Origin of the sequence: Dysgonomonas sp. ZJ279 (genome assembly GCF_011039205.1) — a bacterium.
Classification (GTDB): Bacteria; Bacteroidota; Bacteroidia; order Bacteroidales; family Dysgonomonadaceae; genus Dysgonomonas.
Genome location: NZ_JAAKEL010000005.1, coordinates 71,984 through 89,426, shown reverse-complemented (window position 1 = coordinate 89,426; position 17,443 = coordinate 71,984). Strand labels below are relative to the sequence as shown.

The 17,443-nt window shown below is 37.7% G+C and carries 20 protein-coding genes; 6 read left to right on the top strand and 14 right to left on the bottom strand.

Translation table 11 applies throughout. The features are described from left to right. Window positions 1-215: 215 nt before the first annotated feature. The 3 genes from G7Y57_RS08385 to G7Y57_RS08375 all read left to right on the top strand — a co-directional run bounded on the left by G7Y57_RS08385 (window position 216) and on the right by G7Y57_RS08375 (window position 3,893). Window positions 216-1,706 (top strand): hypothetical protein, encoded by a 1,491-nt coding sequence (locus G7Y57_RS08385; protein ID WP_165022259.1) that lies wholly within the window; start codon window positions 216-218, stop codon window positions 1,704-1,706. A 205-nt stretch (window positions 1,707-1,911) separates the two neighbouring features. Then, the gene (locus G7Y57_RS08380; RefSeq protein ID WP_165022255.1) at window positions 1,912-2,286 is read left to right on the top strand and encodes a hypothetical protein; all 375 of its coding nucleotides are present in this window, start codon (window positions 1,912-1,914) and stop codon (window positions 2,284-2,286) included. A 305-nt stretch (window positions 2,287-2,591) separates the two neighbouring features. Next, entirely contained in the window at window positions 2,592-3,893 is a 1,302-nt protein-coding gene (locus tag G7Y57_RS08375) for a retropepsin-like aspartic protease (protein ID WP_165022252.1), read from the top strand. Between the two features lie 86 nt (window positions 3,894-3,979). Here G7Y57_RS08375 and G7Y57_RS08370 read toward each other — a convergent pair whose 3' ends face one another. The 11 genes from G7Y57_RS08370 to G7Y57_RS08325 all read right to left on the bottom strand — a co-directional run bounded on the left by G7Y57_RS08370 (window position 3,980) and on the right by G7Y57_RS08325 (window position 11,753). Further along, entirely contained in the window at window positions 3,980-4,474 is a 495-nt protein-coding gene (locus tag G7Y57_RS08370; protein WP_165022248.1) for a terminase small subunit, read from the bottom strand. Between the two features lie 5 nt (window positions 4,475-4,479). Next, entirely contained in the window at window positions 4,480-4,740 is a 261-nt protein-coding gene (locus G7Y57_RS08365; protein ID WP_165022245.1) for a hypothetical protein, read from the bottom strand. Next, entirely contained in the window at window positions 4,737-5,015 is a 279-nt protein-coding gene (locus G7Y57_RS08360; RefSeq protein WP_165022242.1) for a hypothetical protein, read from the bottom strand. Before G7Y57_RS08360 ends, G7Y57_RS08365 begins: the two co-directional genes overlap by 4 nt. 289 nt (window positions 5,016-5,304) lie before the next feature. Continuing rightward, a complete protein-coding gene (locus tag G7Y57_RS08355) occupies window positions 5,305-6,966 on the bottom strand; it encodes a mechanosensitive ion channel family protein (RefSeq protein ID WP_165022239.1) in 1,662 nt (553 codons plus the stop codon). 148 nt (window positions 6,967-7,114) lie between these two features. Beyond that, complete coding sequence (locus tag G7Y57_RS08350; RefSeq protein ID WP_221412120.1) at window positions 7,115-8,272, bottom strand: T9SS type A sorting domain-containing protein; 1,158 nt, start codon at window positions 8,270-8,272, stop codon at window positions 7,115-7,117. A gap of 304 nt (window positions 8,273-8,576) precedes the next feature. Beyond that, a complete protein-coding gene (locus G7Y57_RS17890) occupies window positions 8,577-8,726 on the bottom strand; it encodes a hypothetical protein (RefSeq protein ID WP_221412119.1) in 150 nt (49 codons plus the stop codon). Between the two features lie 282 nt (window positions 8,727-9,008). Further along, window positions 9,009-9,626 carry a hypothetical protein gene (locus G7Y57_RS08345; RefSeq protein WP_165022234.1) on the bottom strand — a complete coding sequence of 206 codons (618 nt, stop codon included), beginning with the start codon at window positions 9,624-9,626 and terminating at the stop codon, window positions 9,009-9,011. Between the two features lie 281 nt (window positions 9,627-9,907). Beyond that, window positions 9,908-10,495 (bottom strand): hypothetical protein, encoded by a 588-nt coding sequence (locus G7Y57_RS08340; protein WP_165022231.1) that lies wholly within the window; start codon window positions 10,493-10,495, stop codon window positions 9,908-9,910. Continuing rightward, complete coding sequence (locus G7Y57_RS08335; protein ID WP_165022228.1) at window positions 10,482-11,042, bottom strand: hypothetical protein; 561 nt, start codon at window positions 11,040-11,042, stop codon at window positions 10,482-10,484. Before G7Y57_RS08335 ends, G7Y57_RS08340 begins: the two co-directional genes overlap by 14 nt. Before the next feature lie 29 nt (window positions 11,043-11,071). Beyond that, window positions 11,072-11,386, bottom strand: a complete 315-nt coding sequence (locus tag G7Y57_RS08330; RefSeq protein WP_165022225.1) for a hypothetical protein — start codon at window positions 11,384-11,386, stop codon at window positions 11,072-11,074. 19 nt (window positions 11,387-11,405) lie between these two features. Next, window positions 11,406-11,753 (bottom strand): hypothetical protein, encoded by a 348-nt coding sequence (locus G7Y57_RS08325; protein WP_165022222.1) that lies wholly within the window; start codon window positions 11,751-11,753, stop codon window positions 11,406-11,408. Between the two features lie 893 nt (window positions 11,754-12,646). On the opposite strand from G7Y57_RS08325, the gene G7Y57_RS08320 reads away from it, so the two are divergent. From G7Y57_RS08320 to G7Y57_RS08310, 3 genes are all read left to right on the top strand, one after another. Continuing rightward, window positions 12,647-13,885, top strand: coding sequence for a hypothetical protein (locus G7Y57_RS08320; RefSeq protein WP_165022219.1), 1,239 nt, complete (start codon window positions 12,647-12,649; stop codon window positions 13,883-13,885). Between the two features lie 73 nt (window positions 13,886-13,958). Continuing rightward, complete coding sequence (locus tag G7Y57_RS08315) at window positions 13,959-14,993, top strand: threonine aldolase family protein (RefSeq protein ID WP_165022216.1); 1,035 nt, start codon at window positions 13,959-13,961, stop codon at window positions 14,991-14,993. A gap of 114 nt (window positions 14,994-15,107) precedes the next feature. Beyond that, a complete protein-coding gene (locus G7Y57_RS08310) occupies window positions 15,108-15,854 on the top strand; it encodes an SGNH/GDSL hydrolase family protein (RefSeq protein ID WP_165022213.1) in 747 nt (248 codons plus the stop codon). Window positions 15,855-15,928: 74 nt separating this feature from the next. On the opposite strand, the gene G7Y57_RS08305 is transcribed toward G7Y57_RS08310, so the two are convergent. The 3 genes from G7Y57_RS08305 to G7Y57_RS08295 all read right to left on the bottom strand — a co-directional run bounded on the left by G7Y57_RS08305 (window position 15,929) and on the right by G7Y57_RS08295 (window position 17,421). Further along, window positions 15,929-16,300 (bottom strand): hypothetical protein, encoded by a 372-nt coding sequence (locus G7Y57_RS08305; RefSeq protein WP_165022209.1) that lies wholly within the window; start codon window positions 16,298-16,300, stop codon window positions 15,929-15,931. Window positions 16,301-16,532: 232 nt separating this feature from the next. Beyond that, window positions 16,533-16,934, bottom strand: coding sequence for an N-acetylmuramoyl-L-alanine amidase (locus G7Y57_RS08300; RefSeq protein WP_255491379.1), 402 nt, complete (start codon window positions 16,932-16,934; stop codon window positions 16,533-16,535). Continuing rightward, entirely contained in the window at window positions 16,915-17,421 is a 507-nt protein-coding gene (locus G7Y57_RS08295) for a phage holin family protein (RefSeq protein WP_165022206.1), read from the bottom strand. Before G7Y57_RS08295 ends, G7Y57_RS08300 begins: the two co-directional genes overlap by 20 nt. Window positions 17,422-17,443: the final 22 nt, after the last annotated feature.

Sequence of the window (17,443 nt, the reverse complement as noted above, 5' to 3'; positions counted from 1 at the left end):
CTACCTGCCATTCCCTCTGTCATCCCGAAACGATAGCCCCTCCTAACCTCCCCCAAGGGGAGGAATGCAGAGAGGGCATACAGAGCCCCTCCTTGGGAGGGGTTGGGGAGGCTAGTTTATAGTCCATGTTACTCTGTAATTGAAAATCTGATTAAATCTTTACTCTCCATAATTATCCTACAAACAAGCATAAATAAGTATATTTATTGTCTCAAATGAAAAACAAAACAATGAAGATTAACCTTAACGCAATTCTTCTCTTCTTTCTTATTATATCTGTGCGTCCTGCTATGGCTCAAATAGTAGTAGATGCCGGTCCTGTCGATTTATTTGACCTAGATAATGGCAAATTCTATTATAAGAGTGACGATACATACGATCTGCTCGAAATAACATTCAAATTGAATGACGAGAAAGCCGAAGGATACGAATGGGAAGAAAATCCCGAAACGACTTTTCCCATATACACTAGAAACATAAAAAAAATCGAACCGAAAGAGTTCGAAAAATTGTTTGATACTAAGAAGTATATTGTTTACAAAGACAAAGATACACGAATCGAATTGATGAAATTCAATAAAGATTATTTTGCCATTTGCAAATACCAATTCGAGGAAGACCTAAGAAACGAGTCTGACAGACCTAAGCGCATTTGGAAATTATCTGATGTAAGCCATTCGGCTTACTATTACATGAAGGTAGGTGATAAATATATTATAGAACTTTTGGACGAGGATCCCAATTATATAGTGCCTCAGGGCAATGAACTTGTCGCCCTAACAGGAGCAGACTATTACTCCCGAAAAACAAGCAATTTAAAACCCGAAAAACTCACGGATAAAGATAAAGAAACGCTTCTGGCTAATATAAATATCAGAGAAAAACTGAATTATAAAATAAAACGAACAGATGAAGGATATACCCTCCTAAATAAATTTAATGCCCGCGTCTTACCGCAAACCTACGATAGTATACAAATCGGCACACAGCATATAATTACGGAGAAAAACGGAAGAGCCACAGTATTCACTACATTTTTTGATACAATTGTTGTAAACAATCTGCAAGCAGCCTATTTAAATATTCACACTTTTTCGCCCAATATTGTAGAAGGAATAGCAAATAATGAACATATATGGATTGTGGGACAAAATCTGAAAAAAGATGCAACTATAATACCTTGGGAGCGTGATTTAATACCTCCCGGACTTTCACTTTCAGGCTACCAACTAACAAGAGATAAAGGCGATTATCAACTGATAAGATTTGCAAATCAAGATATAACTAAACTCACCATCAAAAATGTCTCGATAGATAAACTATATTTTATAGGTAAAGATTCAATTTGGGGAGGTGCCGACTTCGAAGATTATTCGGAATTAATTACCGAAGGACTCATTGTCGAAAAAGATGGCAAATATGGCTTATCAACTATTATAGTAAACAAGGATAATAAGACCTTCAGCCTAAAAGAACGAGTGCCTGTTATTTTCGACAATATAGAGACTTATCCCAGTCACGAAGGCGGTGAACACTTATTATATAAAGACAATTTAATCGGGTTCTATCCCAAAACAACCGATGCCCGCTACCTGAAACTTGACAAACATAAAACAGGTAATTTTATTCGCTTCACACTACCATCGGGGCAAAAAGGGTGGCTCAATGCAGAAGACGGAAGGGAGTATTTAGATATAGAAAAATAAGTAATTGTAGCGGATAAAAAAAACTACGACTAATTGATATTTTCCAAAAGCTTCGAGAGGTGCTGTTTCGCTTAGCGAAAGGCATCCGGCACTGTTGTGTTTTATAACATATAAAAAGACGCTACCTTCAAGAAACTTTCACACACACATCATTGTTAAAATTTATAGATATCACACCAATCAATAACCAATAATTTTAATAATCATGAAGAAAATCTTTTTTTTGCTTACTCTATTCGTTGCCGTATCTTTAGGTAACAGTGCACATACCACAGAGGTAAAAGAAACCCAACAAGTTATCAATCCTTATTATGCATCTTTCACGTTCGATTACAACAGTTCTGCGGCCGGCCAATTTAATGTTACCTTCCCTACAACAGTGGCCAATGTCAGTGCACCTCCTTTATGCAATGTATCTATTTCAGGAACCACATCGAAAGATATAAGGATTTCGATTTATGCCGAAGAGATGAGAGACTGGGCAAGAACTCATACATCTACTACATATGTAGAATTAGCATTTTATCTAAGCAATGGCGAAACCAAATGGGTAAGAATCTACTATCCGGCATATAAATAATGGGACATATTTTATCTTAAAATAGTGTGTCGTAAGTAAAACAATACCGTCAAATTGTTATTCTCTTTTGTCATTCTGAACGGAGTGAAGAATCCCGACTCTTGATAGAGAGATTCTTCACTCCGTTCAGAATGACAGAATGATACGAAAAATCACTTACAATACATCCTTTTTTTCATGTTAAGCTAAATTATATGTAAAACTACACTCACAAATAAAAATAAATTTATTTTACATATCCCATATTTATTTTTTAACTTACGCCCTAATAAAATTGACTTATCTGCTTCTAATACACAGCTAATATGAAAAAGATTCTGCCGCTATTTATCCTTTTCCTTTCGAGTATTGCTCTGCATGCTCAAAGCCCTGACGAAAAAATTGCCGCATGCCTCAACAACAGCGATTTTTTCACGCTCGACGAACAATATACTTTATTGAAGGACAGCGTACAGAGTCCGGTGCTCAAGACCTTTTCCGAGTCGCTTTTGAATGCCGTTTTTAATCGTCCGCAGAAGGCCTTCGCATCCATCGATTCGCTCATACAATATCATCAACAAGATATTGGCTTCGACAATGTACAGACTATGCTATCGTGGAAAAATCAACTATTATCAGGTCAGGGAGAATATATTAAAGCAGACGATGAGTTAAGCAACTTCATAGCAAGTATAGAACCTTATATCGATTCTGTAACATTGAATAACTATCGGCAATTAGACCGGATAAACAAAGCGATGCGCAATATTCCCAAAAGTGAACTGATCCGTCCCGATAGCGATTGCATAATTGATATTGAACTGGAGCCATTCGAATACGAAGGCACACCAATGGGTACTACACTTTTTGTTCCGGTGGCGATAAATGGTGAAAATGAACGATTTATTTTCGATACGGGCTGTCCCGGAGGTGCATTTATATCAGAAGATTTTGCGAACAGGCATCATGTGAAAATAATATATGATTCGCTTCAGATTTCGGGAACAGGCACACGATTGGGCAAAATGGGGTTAATAGATAGTATAAGCATTGGAAATATGACATACAAAAACCTGACGGCAATCATCGCTCCTGCGGTTTCGGCAGTAGATAGTATTTATAAAGTTGATGCAGTACTAGGATTGGGGATAATGACGGCTGCGGGCGAAGTCCGAATATTACCTAAAGAGAAGAAAATAATTTTCCCCATCAGGCAAACATCTTTACCCGAAAGTGGGCGGAATATACTGTTTCTTTCGAATCAGGTATTGCTAAAAACCTATTCGAATGCCGAACGAATGATAATGCAGTTCGACACAGGAAACATCGAATCGGATCTACATTATACTTATTATCAAAAACACAAGGACGAAGTGGAAAGAACGGGTCATAAAGAATCGAAAATATCAGGTGGCTTCGGAGGTGTTAAAACAATCGATATATACAGATTACCAAGCATTCCTCTACGCGTAGGGAATAAAGATTTCCGATTGAACGATATAAGAGTAAACATCGATCCCGTATTTATAAAACAGGGGAAAGAAGATGGTTCTTTAGGGATGAGCTTTGTCACATTATTCGACAAAGTGACAATTAACTTCGATAAGATGTTTGTAGAAGTTGAATAGAAATCTAGCTAAATCTCCAATCCATACAATAAAAATGCAGACTGTTTATCTAACAATCTGCATTTTCTATTATATAATTTACATAATCATTCGTCGGACAACCAGTTCTTAAGATATTCTATTTCATCTTTTGTTTTTTGGCTGGCAATGTTCACTGTCAGCATTTGCTTGCCATTAGCAGACTGTTCTTGCTTATCGTTAAGCCCTTGCATGCGTGATATGATGGTTGCATTATAAATACCCAGACTTGCACCCTCTATCTGTTCTTGCCTGATAATATCACAAATATGCTTCACTACGGTCGCAAAATCATCTTCTGCACCGAGAGTTTTGAACGATCCTTCGCTTATCCCACAATAGACACATAATCCGACTAGGGTGTATGGACGACCAATGGGGACATCGATCACGTCACCTTTACGATCGCCCGACTTCATCAACTCACTTTTATTCAACGGATGCTCGTCGCACCATGCAAAGTATTCATAGGCTTTGAGCATGAGCTTATCGGGCGAATCATAGGCCTGCTCCTGCCCTTCCTTGCCACGATTCATATAATATTTTTTCTTTATTTTTGCCATACTACTTAATCATTACTGGTCTTTTTAGTACGCTTTCTAGGTTTAGTCTCTTCTATCCCTGTTTTATTTTCAGGTTGTGCTGCAAGCCATATTCGCAGTTGCTTCACTTTGCGTATCAAACAACTGGCACACGATTGAGGTTGTTCTGTTGTACCAAAAACCTGATTGTATAATTTATAAATACGACTCATTGAGTAACGGTGTGTTTTCTCTACTTCTGAGATAAGTTGCTTTACTTCGTTTTCTAGTTTGATGTCTTGATTCATTTTACTACTTTTTTATTATCAATATATTTAACTGTAAAGAATATTATAAATGCAGCAATCAGCCCGACTACAAATATTTCGATCGACCAAGCAACCAGAGCAAAAAGAAGAGATAAGAACCATGTGAAATGGAAGATTAAACAGGGTCGGCAGTTGAAGGGTTTCCTATCGAAAAACCGGCTGATCTCGGGCAAGCGTAAGGAAAGAATTGAACTCCAATAAAGGCTTGCGGTAAGAATTAACACAAAGCCTATCAGTATAATTATTGCATCCATATAGTCTTTTACTATATAGATAAACTCGACAAAAAATGATAAGTCATGAGTTACAGCTACCTGCTGTTCCCTTTGTCATCCCGAACTGAAAGGAGGGATCTGCTCCGAAATAAGCTGCTAGTTGCTAGCTATTGACCAATAGCCTCAATAGCTACAAGATCCCTCCTTTCAGTTCGGGATGACAGAGTACAACTCTGTGGTTAAAAATATAAACGAACAAAAAAATGCCCCGATACAGGATCGAGGCATTTGATAAATATTGATTAGAGATGATTATCTTTCTGATGAATTATTCGTGAATATCTCTCCCTTTCACAGGAGGAATTGTACTATCCGTACCATCTACTGCACGATTGATTATATAATGCGGAGACATTACTTCTACACCAGCTTCTGCAAACACATTCTGAACATTTTGTCTGATATCGGAATAAACTTTAGGCATCATATTCGCTTCTTTGATATACACATTTAATTGATATTCTACATAGAAATCATTCAATGCAGTTTGCAGAATAAATGGCTTTTGTTTTTTCGAGAGGTTATCGGTTCGCTGTGCTACCTCCAGCAGCAACTCATGTACTTTTTGCCAAGGGACATCGTAACCGATAGTTACAGGGGTGTATAATATAAGACCATATTCTTTAGCCGAGAAACTATAATTTACTGTTTGCGAAGACATCACTGTAGAGTTAGGTATTGTTATCACCTCATTCTTTGGTGTTTTTATGCGGGTCACTAAAGCCGTTTTTTCAATCACATTACCTACACAATCACCCATTTTGATACGGTCTCCCAATTTGAACGGACGCATATAGGTAATAACCAGACCTGCGACAAGATTACCGATAATGGATGTAGACCCTAGCGATATAATAATCCCTGCAAAAACCGATACTCCTTGAAAAATATTGGAATCGGATTTCGGCAGATAAGGGAAAATAAGAATAAACATAAATACAAAGAGTATAACTTTGATTATGTTGTAGGTCGGACGTGCCCAATCGGGATAGAAACTTTTTAGGGTAATTTTCCCTTCTGCTATTTTATCGGCAATAGAACGCAAAAACTTTTGCAGATACTTGAAAATAACAACTATAACAATTATAGTGAACAGTTTAGGCATGTAATCTATCACGCTCTTTATTATCGACTTGAATGGCGATACAACATAGTCGAGCAAACGGTCTGAAATATCCTTGGTGTCGGGAAACAATTTGAACAGAAGTAATACACACAAATAGAGCGACACCAAAATAAGCAACGACCGCAATATATTACACACTATCACAAGCACTTGTACCTCACGCTGCGCATCTATGATACCAAATAATCCTTTGATTCTCTTATCGCGTTGCATGCGTACAAATATCTTCAATCGCCTGATGGCATAGTAGATGAGTTTGACTAGGAAATATTCGGCAACGAGAATCAGCATAACGCCCACCACCTGAATGGCAATGCGCTGCCAGCTCGTCTCTTCCCGATGATTATCTATCGCACTGATAATCTGCGCCCTATACTCTTGGGCAACATCTATTTTAGATCTGGACTGCTGCTCGGCCTGTATGGTATCTATACTGGCTATTATCTGATTGTTGTACAGGATATTGATTGTACCGTTATGCTCTACCAGTTTAAGAGAATCTTCGGTATATTTATGATCTTCCTCCAGTTCCACAATTCGCTTCGAGATAGCTTCTGCACGTTGGTCGGAAGTAAATGAACCTATATTGCCATAAACATAGAATATCGTATCGCGAAACGGGGCAACCGGGGCTTTACTTAGTGGCTTTTTTTTAGCCTCTATGGTATCTATCTTCTCTACTATAACTTCGGCTTTTTTCTTCGATGAACTTTTCTTTTGTGCCTGAACAAATGTTGTACACAAAAGGAATAGCGTGAGTATATACAGGACGCGAATGGAGTAAGTATGTGTATTTTTGATCATAACTGTGCAAGTTCGTTTATTGGCAGCAAATATAAATTTAAATTTCTACATTACAATACACCATCTATCTGCAAGGTCTATTTTTAATATCCAGAAAACAAAAAAGCCCTGACTAGCAGGGCTTTTAAGTAATATAATGAGAGATAGTTTATTGCTTAGCGACCTTGATACGTGTCACATTTCCTTCTCCGTCTGTCTTCTCCAATACATAGATACCTTTCTTTAGTCCTGTGTTTTCTATATTGAAATTCATTATATTCTTCTCCGTATATACTACCGACCCTGTTGTGAGGGAGTAGATACGGATGGAAGCGGTGGATGGTTCTGAATCTGCTACGTCATCAAGAGCTGATTTCATCACCCATTCATTTGAATTACACATAGCAACATCCCTTAGTATTATTACCGGGCCAGACCATCCGCACTGGTTATTAGCACTATACAGAATTGCTATTTGTCCTATCTCTAATGGTTGTACAATTGCATAATTACTAGTTTTAGTTAGGAACTCAAACCTTTTCCCTGATCCTTTTTCCCATTTATAATCATACGTTCGATTTAAGCCTTTCATTTCTAATTTTATTGTCGCTTTAACATCATCTCTAATATTTAAACATAACGGCCCATTAGCAGTTGGAGGCCTAAATAGTGCAGGAGGACCTACCCAAAAGGTCTTTTGTATAGTAAAAGTCTTTCCCTTGTACACGATCACTGCCCGAATCTCAGCATTTCCATTTCCAACACCCTTAAAGGTAGCATTCGGGGTTCCTTGCCCACTTTGGAGAGTTGCATTACTAGTTGCTGTCCATGTTATTTTCGCATCTGGAGCTTCCTCAATATGTGATATAGAGAATACGTTTGAAATATTTGAGCAAATAATATCTGGTCCAACAATATTAAATGTTGATTCTAGTACTATTGTTTTAGTAAGTGTACGTAAAACATTATTATTTTGATTTTTTATTTGAGCTGTCAATACAACATCTATTCCACCAGCTAATGCTTGCACTTTTGCCACATTTTCTTTAGCCTCTGCTATTTTAGCTTTATCAGAATTGATACTCCATGCAACGTTATTAACCGTACCACAAGAAGAATTGATACTATATGTTCCTATTTCTAACCGAGACAATTTATCAGGTCCATTTAATGTAAGTTCATTTAATACATTTGTAATTTCAATCTTTAATGTCGTGGGAGTTCCACCAGCACCTGCTGCTTTGATATAAGCATCTTTTGTTGCTACATTATTCCAATGAACATAAAAATCGAACTGGCCTTGTCCTTTCGATACATATTTAGTCATAGTCTGTTTTGAATCATCAAACCGTCCATGCGTACTAACCTCAACAGCAACCGCAGCTGTCGCCCCTGTTGTATTATTGTATTTTACAGTATAAGAAACCCTACCACCATCACAAACTTTAAATAGCCCGATAATTTCGGTAACTTTAACTTGAGAAAAGACACCTAATGAGTAAATAAAAATAAAAGACAATAAGAGTAATAATTTTTTCATAAGCATTAATTTTAGATTTAAAACACAATACGAGCACCAATATATAAATTTTATTTAAATTAACTTAATAAACAATCAATATAATTCAAAATTAAACCTCACCATATACAAATTTCACATCACACAGTTTTACATTATAAATATCAGCATATTCGCGCCTTATCTTTTCAATATTATCAGTAACCAGATTGACGCTTAGCCGAGTTACCCCTATTATTTTTATCCTTCTTATTTTATACATATGGTAATTATTAGTTATGAATCAATATCTTCCCTCTTTGTCATCCCGAACTGATAGCCCCACCTAACCTCCCCCAAGGGGAGGAATGCAAAGAGGGTATTTAGAATAATTATGAGTTGCAGCTACCTACCGTCGGCCCTGTCATCCCGAAACGCAGTGAGGGATCTGTTCTGAAATAAGCCGGTAGCTAACAGCTATTGGCTGATAACATCAAAAGATAAGAGATCCCTCACTGCGTTTCGAGATGACAGAGGCGAGTACACAAAGCCGGATTGGACAGGCTTAGCAAACCATCAGCACCTCCCTACGCCTTTGTAGAAATTCGTGATTGCGGCAAACATCCTTCTTTATCTTAGATACAATGGCTTGAATCTGATGCGCTTTGAGATGGGTTATATCAGCCAGTACGTCGTAATTAATAGCAGGTTTAAGGCTTACATACATTTTAAACAGCTCAAACTCTCGAATCTTATAGCGGTCATATACATAATCGAAAATATCCTCCTCGAGCCTTTTTTGCTGAATCTCTTGCTCCATGTTATAACCTCCCATATCAGGCTTATCGTAATTGGGCGAAAGTGCACAATAACGACTGGCTTTCATATTGCCCTGTACATAGTTTGTGAAAAACGAGCGAAAGAAATAAGAACGATAGTTATCTATATCCAACCCCGAATAAAGTATACTTTCGTACATCCTCAAATAGGTTTCGCTCAAGGTGTCCTCATTAAATATGTCTTTAGTTTTCAATTCACACACAAGCGACGAATGACTTTCTGCAAACCATTCATTAAACCGCTGAACTTTAACAATTCCATCTTTCGCAGGAGTTTTATCATGCTTACCGCGAATCATATACTTTTTACCTGTATTACCTCTAAAACTGTTTCCTAATCGCATAATTTTATTATTTTTAAAGTAAAGTTCATTTTGACTTTTAACCACGGAGTCGCACAGAGTATCACGGAGTAAATAATTGCTGTAAAACAGACTGTTTCATCATCAGAATATGTTTTATCTTAGTACTGAAACCTAAACAACTCCGTGAAACTCCTTTTACTCTGTGGTTAAAAGAAAGTCGAGACGACTTCGCAATAAGCACCCTAAGCCCTCGCAATTAAGAGCCTTAAAAAAAGGGTTTATATAATGTTAAACTGATTGTTACCGACTGACGACCCGTCTTAGCTTCTCAGACTTTCTCCGCGAAACATGATTCGTTTTGTTGTCGATTTTATTCTATCTAAAGTTCTGTCACCATAGCGCTCACGAAGATTGTCTACCGATTGATTACTGCTAATCAGAATCAATTTATTGTATTTTTCGGCAGCATCCACTATTTCGTCGAATGCCCACCGGCGCTGCCCATACTTCACACTTTGCTCTTCGGTGCCCACATCATCGAGACTGATAAGGTGTTTCGACAAGGCATAATCCACATCCCTATTCATATCCTGCATATCGAAAACCGACACCACTTTCTGGCTGAATTTCAGAAGGATTGCAGGCAATACCATTCTGCCTAAAAGGCTTTTTCCTCGCCCACATTGTCCGTAAAGAAACAGGCCTCGTCCTTGGTTATCGCTTAGCCAATCGACCACCTCATCGTATTCGGGCAACCAGATCATATCCTTATCTTCGCGCTTCAGGAAATAAATCAGTGCACTTTCGAGAACCTGCTGCGCATTTTTTATTTTCACCTTTATTTTAGATTGTGGGAGCTTCATCCCATGGCGTTCCATCTCATGGTATACCTGATCAAAATTGTACATAAGTGATACTATTATCGTGTTTTGGCGCAATTCGTTTTTCTTCTTTCCTGTTCATCTCCCATGTTCTGACTGCTGCCTGCCAGTCTTTCATTTTATTCTTACCTACAAACCAATCTTTCGACTGATAAAAATCGAAGAATGCCTGAGGGTTTATTCCATTATTTCTTTCGGTGCAGTAAGCAGTAACATCTGCCAATGTCGGTATTGCAAAAGACGTAGATGGATGATCTGTAACTATTCTTTTTGATTGGTTAGCAACTTGGTTTTCCCGAGCCTTACAGACATAATACTGTGCAGGTTTTAGCTTAGAGACCCCTTCTCTAAATGTAATAAAACCAAGAGCAGACAATTTGTTCCGACGATCGGCTAATGCATTCCTATTGATACCCAATACCGCACACAGCACACCGGTAGATTGGCAGAAAGGATTCTGCCCGATCTCTCCGCACCTGTGAAGGAGATAGCTATACAAATCGTGCTCATGTAAAGATATTACGCCTTGCTCTCTCAATTTCCATGCCTTATCAATCAATTCCATATTGTCCATATTCCTCGTTCTTTATACACATTCATTTTTCAACATTTATCCAACAATTCCGTTTGCTTTTTGTAATCGGCATAAACAATATGCAGACGTGTAAGAAACTTTTGCAATTCGGTAAGATCATATATCGATTCGCGTATATAGCGATTGGTGTAACCAAACTGATTGTCGAGACTCTGATCCGTATCGTCCGACCCTTTATTTACAATCTCCTGAATAGCATTGCTGATAAGCCCAATCTGATGCTCGAAGTTGCCTGTGAAGAAATACGACTCCAATACGTTTGCTAGTCCTCTTCCTGATTCAGAGATATTCTGTAACTGTTTATAAAATGCATCCCTACTCATAATCTAGTTCAATTTTGAATTAATAAATACCTATTTCTTTTAACCTGTCGGACTTCACATCGTAAGCTTGTGCTACAACCTTATGCCAATTGATATTAAAGTCACTTATTACTTTTTTGAGTCGTGAGTTTAACACTGCTGTATCTTCGTAAAGCAAATCCCAATCGCTATCGAGAATCTCCGCTCCTTTCAGCTTCACCTCATCCATATATGTATTGAAATCGACACAAATGCGTATACCCCCAATCTCTTTGTCCAAGTCGGACAATTCTCTTATATCCGATTCCTGCAAATGATTCTCAACCATTGAAAGAATATCGCTCATCTTCTTTTCATCGCAATAACATTCGATTTTTAATGCCCCCATTCATCTCTCCTTTCTTTGTTATTATTTATCTTCAATCATCAGTTAGTATTAAATTGAATTACATAGTACAAATATACACCAATCACATCAATTGGTAAAATATTGAACTATGTATTTTACCACACAAACATCATTTAGAATTGATCTAAATAGCATTTACGGCAAATCATTGGATAGTCATAGATTAAGGGGTAATACTGCTGCCATTCTGAAATGAGAGCCCCTCCTAACCTCCCCAAGGGGAGGAATACAAAGAGAGTGTTTGGAATAATTATGAGTTATGAATGATAAGTTATGAGACAGTTATCTGCCGTTCCTTCTGTCATCCCGATACGTTAGCCCCTCCTAACCTCCCCTAAGGGGAGGAATGCAAAGAGGGTATTTGGAACAATTATGAGTTGCAGCTACCTGCCGTCGCCCCTGTCATCCCGATACGCAGTGAGGGATCTCCTGTCTCTTGGGTTTATCAGCCAATAGCTATTAGCTACCGGCTTATTTCAGAATAGATCCCTCACTGCGTATCGGGATGACAGCAGCGAAAAAAAACGATGCCAAAGGCTGAGATGTAGAATGACAGAGACAATTTTTTAAAATAAAGTAAACTCAATGAAGCCGTCTTGACTTTTCAAAAGTTTTGTTTGTTTGTTTTTTTACTCTCTTTGTCATGCTGAACGATAGTTAAGCATCTCTTAACCGAGATCCTTAATTCCTCAGGATGACAAAATAATACGAAAAACAAAAAGTCAAGACGACTTCAATAAATAATATCTCTCACTCATAATAATTAGACGAAATTTATACCTTTGGCGAACCGAATTTCAAACTAGAAAATGAGAATAGTACTGTTCCGGAAGACGACACCAAATAGTACAGAAGAAAAAAACAAATACACAATGAAACAATTTCTTACGCTTATTCTTATTCTAAATATAGCACAGCTTTCTTTTGCCCAAGAGCTGATAACGGTCAAGGGTCGTGTATTGGACAACGAAGGAAAACCGGCTTTTGCTTTATATGTTTACGAAAAAGGCAACCCCATGAATTATACTAAAGGCGATGATAAAGGATATTTCTCCATTCAGATCAAACCCAAGACCAACCTTATATTTGACGGACATTCTTCGTATATCCGTCAGGAAATAGCTGTAAAACGCAACAAATTTCTGAATGTAATAATGCAAGAGAAGGACGACTCTGAAGATTATGATAAAACTGAAGACTTTTATTTACCTAAAAATTTAATGAGCCGTATTAATATTAAGAATAAAGATGACTCGGTAAAATACTCAAAGGCTTTTATTTTAAATAGGATGCTTTTCGATTGCAAGGAAAAACAAATAGGGCAACGTATTCTATTTCCTGTTGGTACGGTAGGTACAGGAGGTGGCTTTGCTAGATTGGGGGTTGACCATACTAAAACAAAAGTAGTGGTTGTAGGACAGAGAAATTTTTTAGTAAATAAAAAGTTCGATTCACAAGCATTAAGTAATTTATTACAAAATCCCGAATCGGTACAAAGTATGTCTCAGTCAGATACAAGCGACAGCATAATTACTTATTGGCACGGAGAACGGGTTGTTCTGAAAAATACTGCACCCAAAATATATATGTATCAGCAAAGATCTTTTTATAAAGATAAAGAAGGTCTTTTCCTTTTAGCATATAATTATACCGACACTCTAAAGTATATAACTGACGGAGTGTATGCAAATAAGGACAAGATTTATATTATACAAAAACAAAAAACTGCTATTATCCCTATTAATCTAAATGACGCATATTCTGTCTACAATATCGATTACAATGCCATAAAAAAAGAAGAAATTAGTAATAATATCGAGACAGATAATAAAGAATATCTGCGAATATTGAGACGGAATAATTACGGAGTTAAAGACAATATAGATAGAAATAATCTGCAAATAGTAAGAAATACATCCGGCAAACCGACACACTATATTTACGATGGGCAGAATCTTTTTTATAAAGAGGAGCTAGTTGCGTCTGATATCGATTTAAATAAGCTAGACATACTTCATCCGGAATGCCTTACCGATGGAGTGACTTATTACATAGCCGGAACGGCAATACATAAAAATGATTTATTCGTCGAAATAGACTGGATATGGTAGACTCTGATAATAAACAAAATACCTAATTTTGCGTTTCAAGATATAAGATTGGGTATAAACTTAATAATACAATATGAAATACAGTTTTGCAAATGATTACAGCGAAGGTTGCCACCCCTCTATATTGAGAGCGCTTACTGAGAGCAACCTCGTACAACAAGCCGGATATGGCGATGATAGTTACACACTGAATGCAGTAAAGGCGATCAGGCAGATGACCAACAACCCCCATCTGGATGTACACATGATAGCCGGAGGAACACTCGCCAATCTAACCGTATTAGGCGCTATGCTCAAGCCATACGAATCGGTTATAGCTGCCGATACAGGACACATATATGTAAACGAAACGGGAGCCATAGAGGCTACCGGGCATAAGGTAGAAGCTGCTGCAACAGCCGATGGTAAACTTCGCCCCGAAGATATCGTCCAATTTCTGAACAAGGCGCGCGGGCATCATGTTGTGAAATCGAAGGTGGTATATATTTCTAATTCTACGGAATTGGGAACTGTCTATACGAAACAGGAACTGACCGACCTATCTGATTTCTGCAAAGCTAACGATCTACTTTTGTTTATGGATGGCGCACGCCTTCCGATGGCACTTGTTGCCCTGTCGAACGACCTCACTCTGGCAGATATAGCTGCTCTTACGGATGTATTCTACATCGGTGGAACAAAGTGTGGTGCATTACTCGGCGAAGCGGTAGTTATAACAAACGACAAACTGAAAGTAGAATTCAAATACCACCTCAAGCAAAGGGGAGCACTCATGGCTAAAGGCCGAACAATGGGTGTTCAGTTCGATCAATTGCTACAAAACAATCTGATATTTGATTTAGCTCGTCACGCCAATGCAATGGCAGCCAAGATAGGAGAAGCATTTATCGATCTGGGTTATAATATGCTAATAGAATCGGACACAAACCAGATTTTCCCAATCCTACCAAACACAACGATCGAAAAGCTACAAGAAAAATATGCATTTCTGATATGGAAGGAGATAGATGCGGAATACTCGGCAGCACGGTTTATAACATCGTGGGCTACAGAAGAAAAAGCGGTGGACGAGTTTATAGAGACACTGATGAGAATTAAAATGCGATAACTACGATCACTAAACAACAAGTATTGCTTATATATTAAACAATGAATATTTTCATTTCCTTTTTTGCACAAAAAGAATTAACACCTATATTTGTAACTCATAATTAATTATCGAATGATGAAAAGAATTTCTCTTATAATCTGTCAAGTCGTATTTTGCTTTACTGCATTATTTAATCAATCTTGTAGCAAAGATGAACTATTGCCTGAAAAAGAAAACACAGTCAAACTTCGAGACGTATCTAAATACTTAATATTAGGAAACTCTATAACTGTTGTTCAAAAAAGTTCTTACTGGTGGGGAGAATGGGGAATGGCTGCTACAAAAGCTAGTTCAGACTATGTGCACGTATTCAACAGCTTACTTGAAAACAAATTCAGCCATAAAATACCATATAAAGCAATTAATATTGCAGAATGGGAAAAAAACACAAATACTTTTGATAACAGTAAGCTCAATAGTTATTTTGACCATGATGAAAATTTAGTAATATTGAGGATTGGAGAAAATGTTCCATTTCCAGATTTAAATACCTACGAAAAAAACCTAACAACTCTAGTTAAACACATAAAAAAACAAGCCCCGAATGCACATATAGTCTTAACTGGTAACTTTTGGAAAAGTTCAAAAAGAGATCTAATTCAATATAATGTTGCAAAGTCCGAGGGATGTACGTGGGTTGCTCTCAGCCAGCTCGACTTCCCCGAATACAAACCCACATTAGATACTCAAGTATATGACGACGAAGGCTCTTTACATAAAATTAGTGAAGGTGGAGATCAAGCTATAGAAGTAATTAATCACCCTGGAGATAAAGGTATGAAAAGGATAGCTGAATTAATTTTTGATGCCATTATTTAATAGAAATCACATTATATAATATTGCCTTGCGGTTTTTAAAACGATCGAAACATCATAATATGCCGACAAGACAATTATCTCTTCAAACCAAAATATAATATTAGCAAAATCAACAATATCCGTCCGCACCATATCTGAAACGACTGGAAGGACGATAGCCTGTTTACTTCCTGCTGTTCGATAACGGGATAAGGTACTTGAACGGAATCGGTTATAAAAACAGAATCACGCACCAACTTGTCCTTATAAACAGTCTTATACTTTTCGTACCAGACTGTATCACCTTTCATCTTTATCATAATAGAATCGTGTAAGTAAACCGAATCGCGATACAAGCGGTCTTTATATTCTGTTTTTACAGATTCTACGGGTACATAGATCGTTTTGGATTTGCAACTGATTAACAAAAAGCTGATAAGTATCGACAGGATTAATATATTTTTCATTCTGATAGTTGATTTAAATAGATAGAAAATATTTCATTTATAATTTGATTCGCTTGGTCATCCCTGTATTCTCTTTGTCATCCCGATACAATAGCCCCTCCTAACCTCCCTCAAGGGGAGGAATGCAAAGAGGGTATACAAGAGCCCCTCCTTGGGAGGGGTTGGGGAGGCTAGAGAGATCCCTCACTACGTTTCGGGATGACAGAGACGAAGAGAGAAGATGAAGGAAAGACTAGAATTCTTTCTTCACATCGAAACAAGGGCAAGCCTTTGCCGCAAACTCATTGTGTCCATGAACAGTTGCACCCGGATATTTCTTCTTTAGGATATTGACGAGCTCTTGCAAAGCTGTTTTCTGGACAGCGGTACGTGTGTCTTTAGGATTTCCCTTTGCATCCAAGCCTCCGATGTAACAGATACCAATCGAATTGGCATTCTGCTTCAAACAGTGCGCTCCAACCTCTTCTTCTTTACGCCCTTCGTGTATAGTGCCATCGAGATAGATGACATAATGATAACCGATCTTATTAAAGCCTCGCTGCTTATGCCAGCCATCTATATCTTTCACAGTGAAGCTCTGCCCCTCTCTTGTAGCCGAGCAGTGAAGTATTATTTTATCTATCTTCCTCATCATTGTTTTCTTTTTGTTTTTCAGTTTGTTTCTTTATTATCTCGACAAGGCCATGCAACAAATCCTCTCTATTCTCTAACAGGGTAGCCAAATCGGAAACACTGCGGTTAAACTGCTTTTTATACTTATCATTCGCTTTTTCCATAAACGATTTCCATTCGATAAAAACAAGGAAGCAGCACGCAGCTATCGACGAAAATGGCAACACTCTCGCCTCTTCCAGACCAAAAGCCGAAAGAATAAGCATCAGCATGCAATCGAATAAAAAGGCGAACGCAAGAAATGCATAATACTGCACCACTTTCGTGACCGTCTGCCTGAAACCAACCGAGGTACGCACCTCGCCCCGTTCTTTAGCTTTGCGCACTCCGCTAAACAGATCGATAATAATTGCAATCGCTACTATGAGCCACATAATGCCTACGATAGCCAATTTGAAACGGAGCGACACAAAGTCGCCCGTTAAGAATGATTGAATAAATAATATCATATTGATTTATAGTTTATGTTAC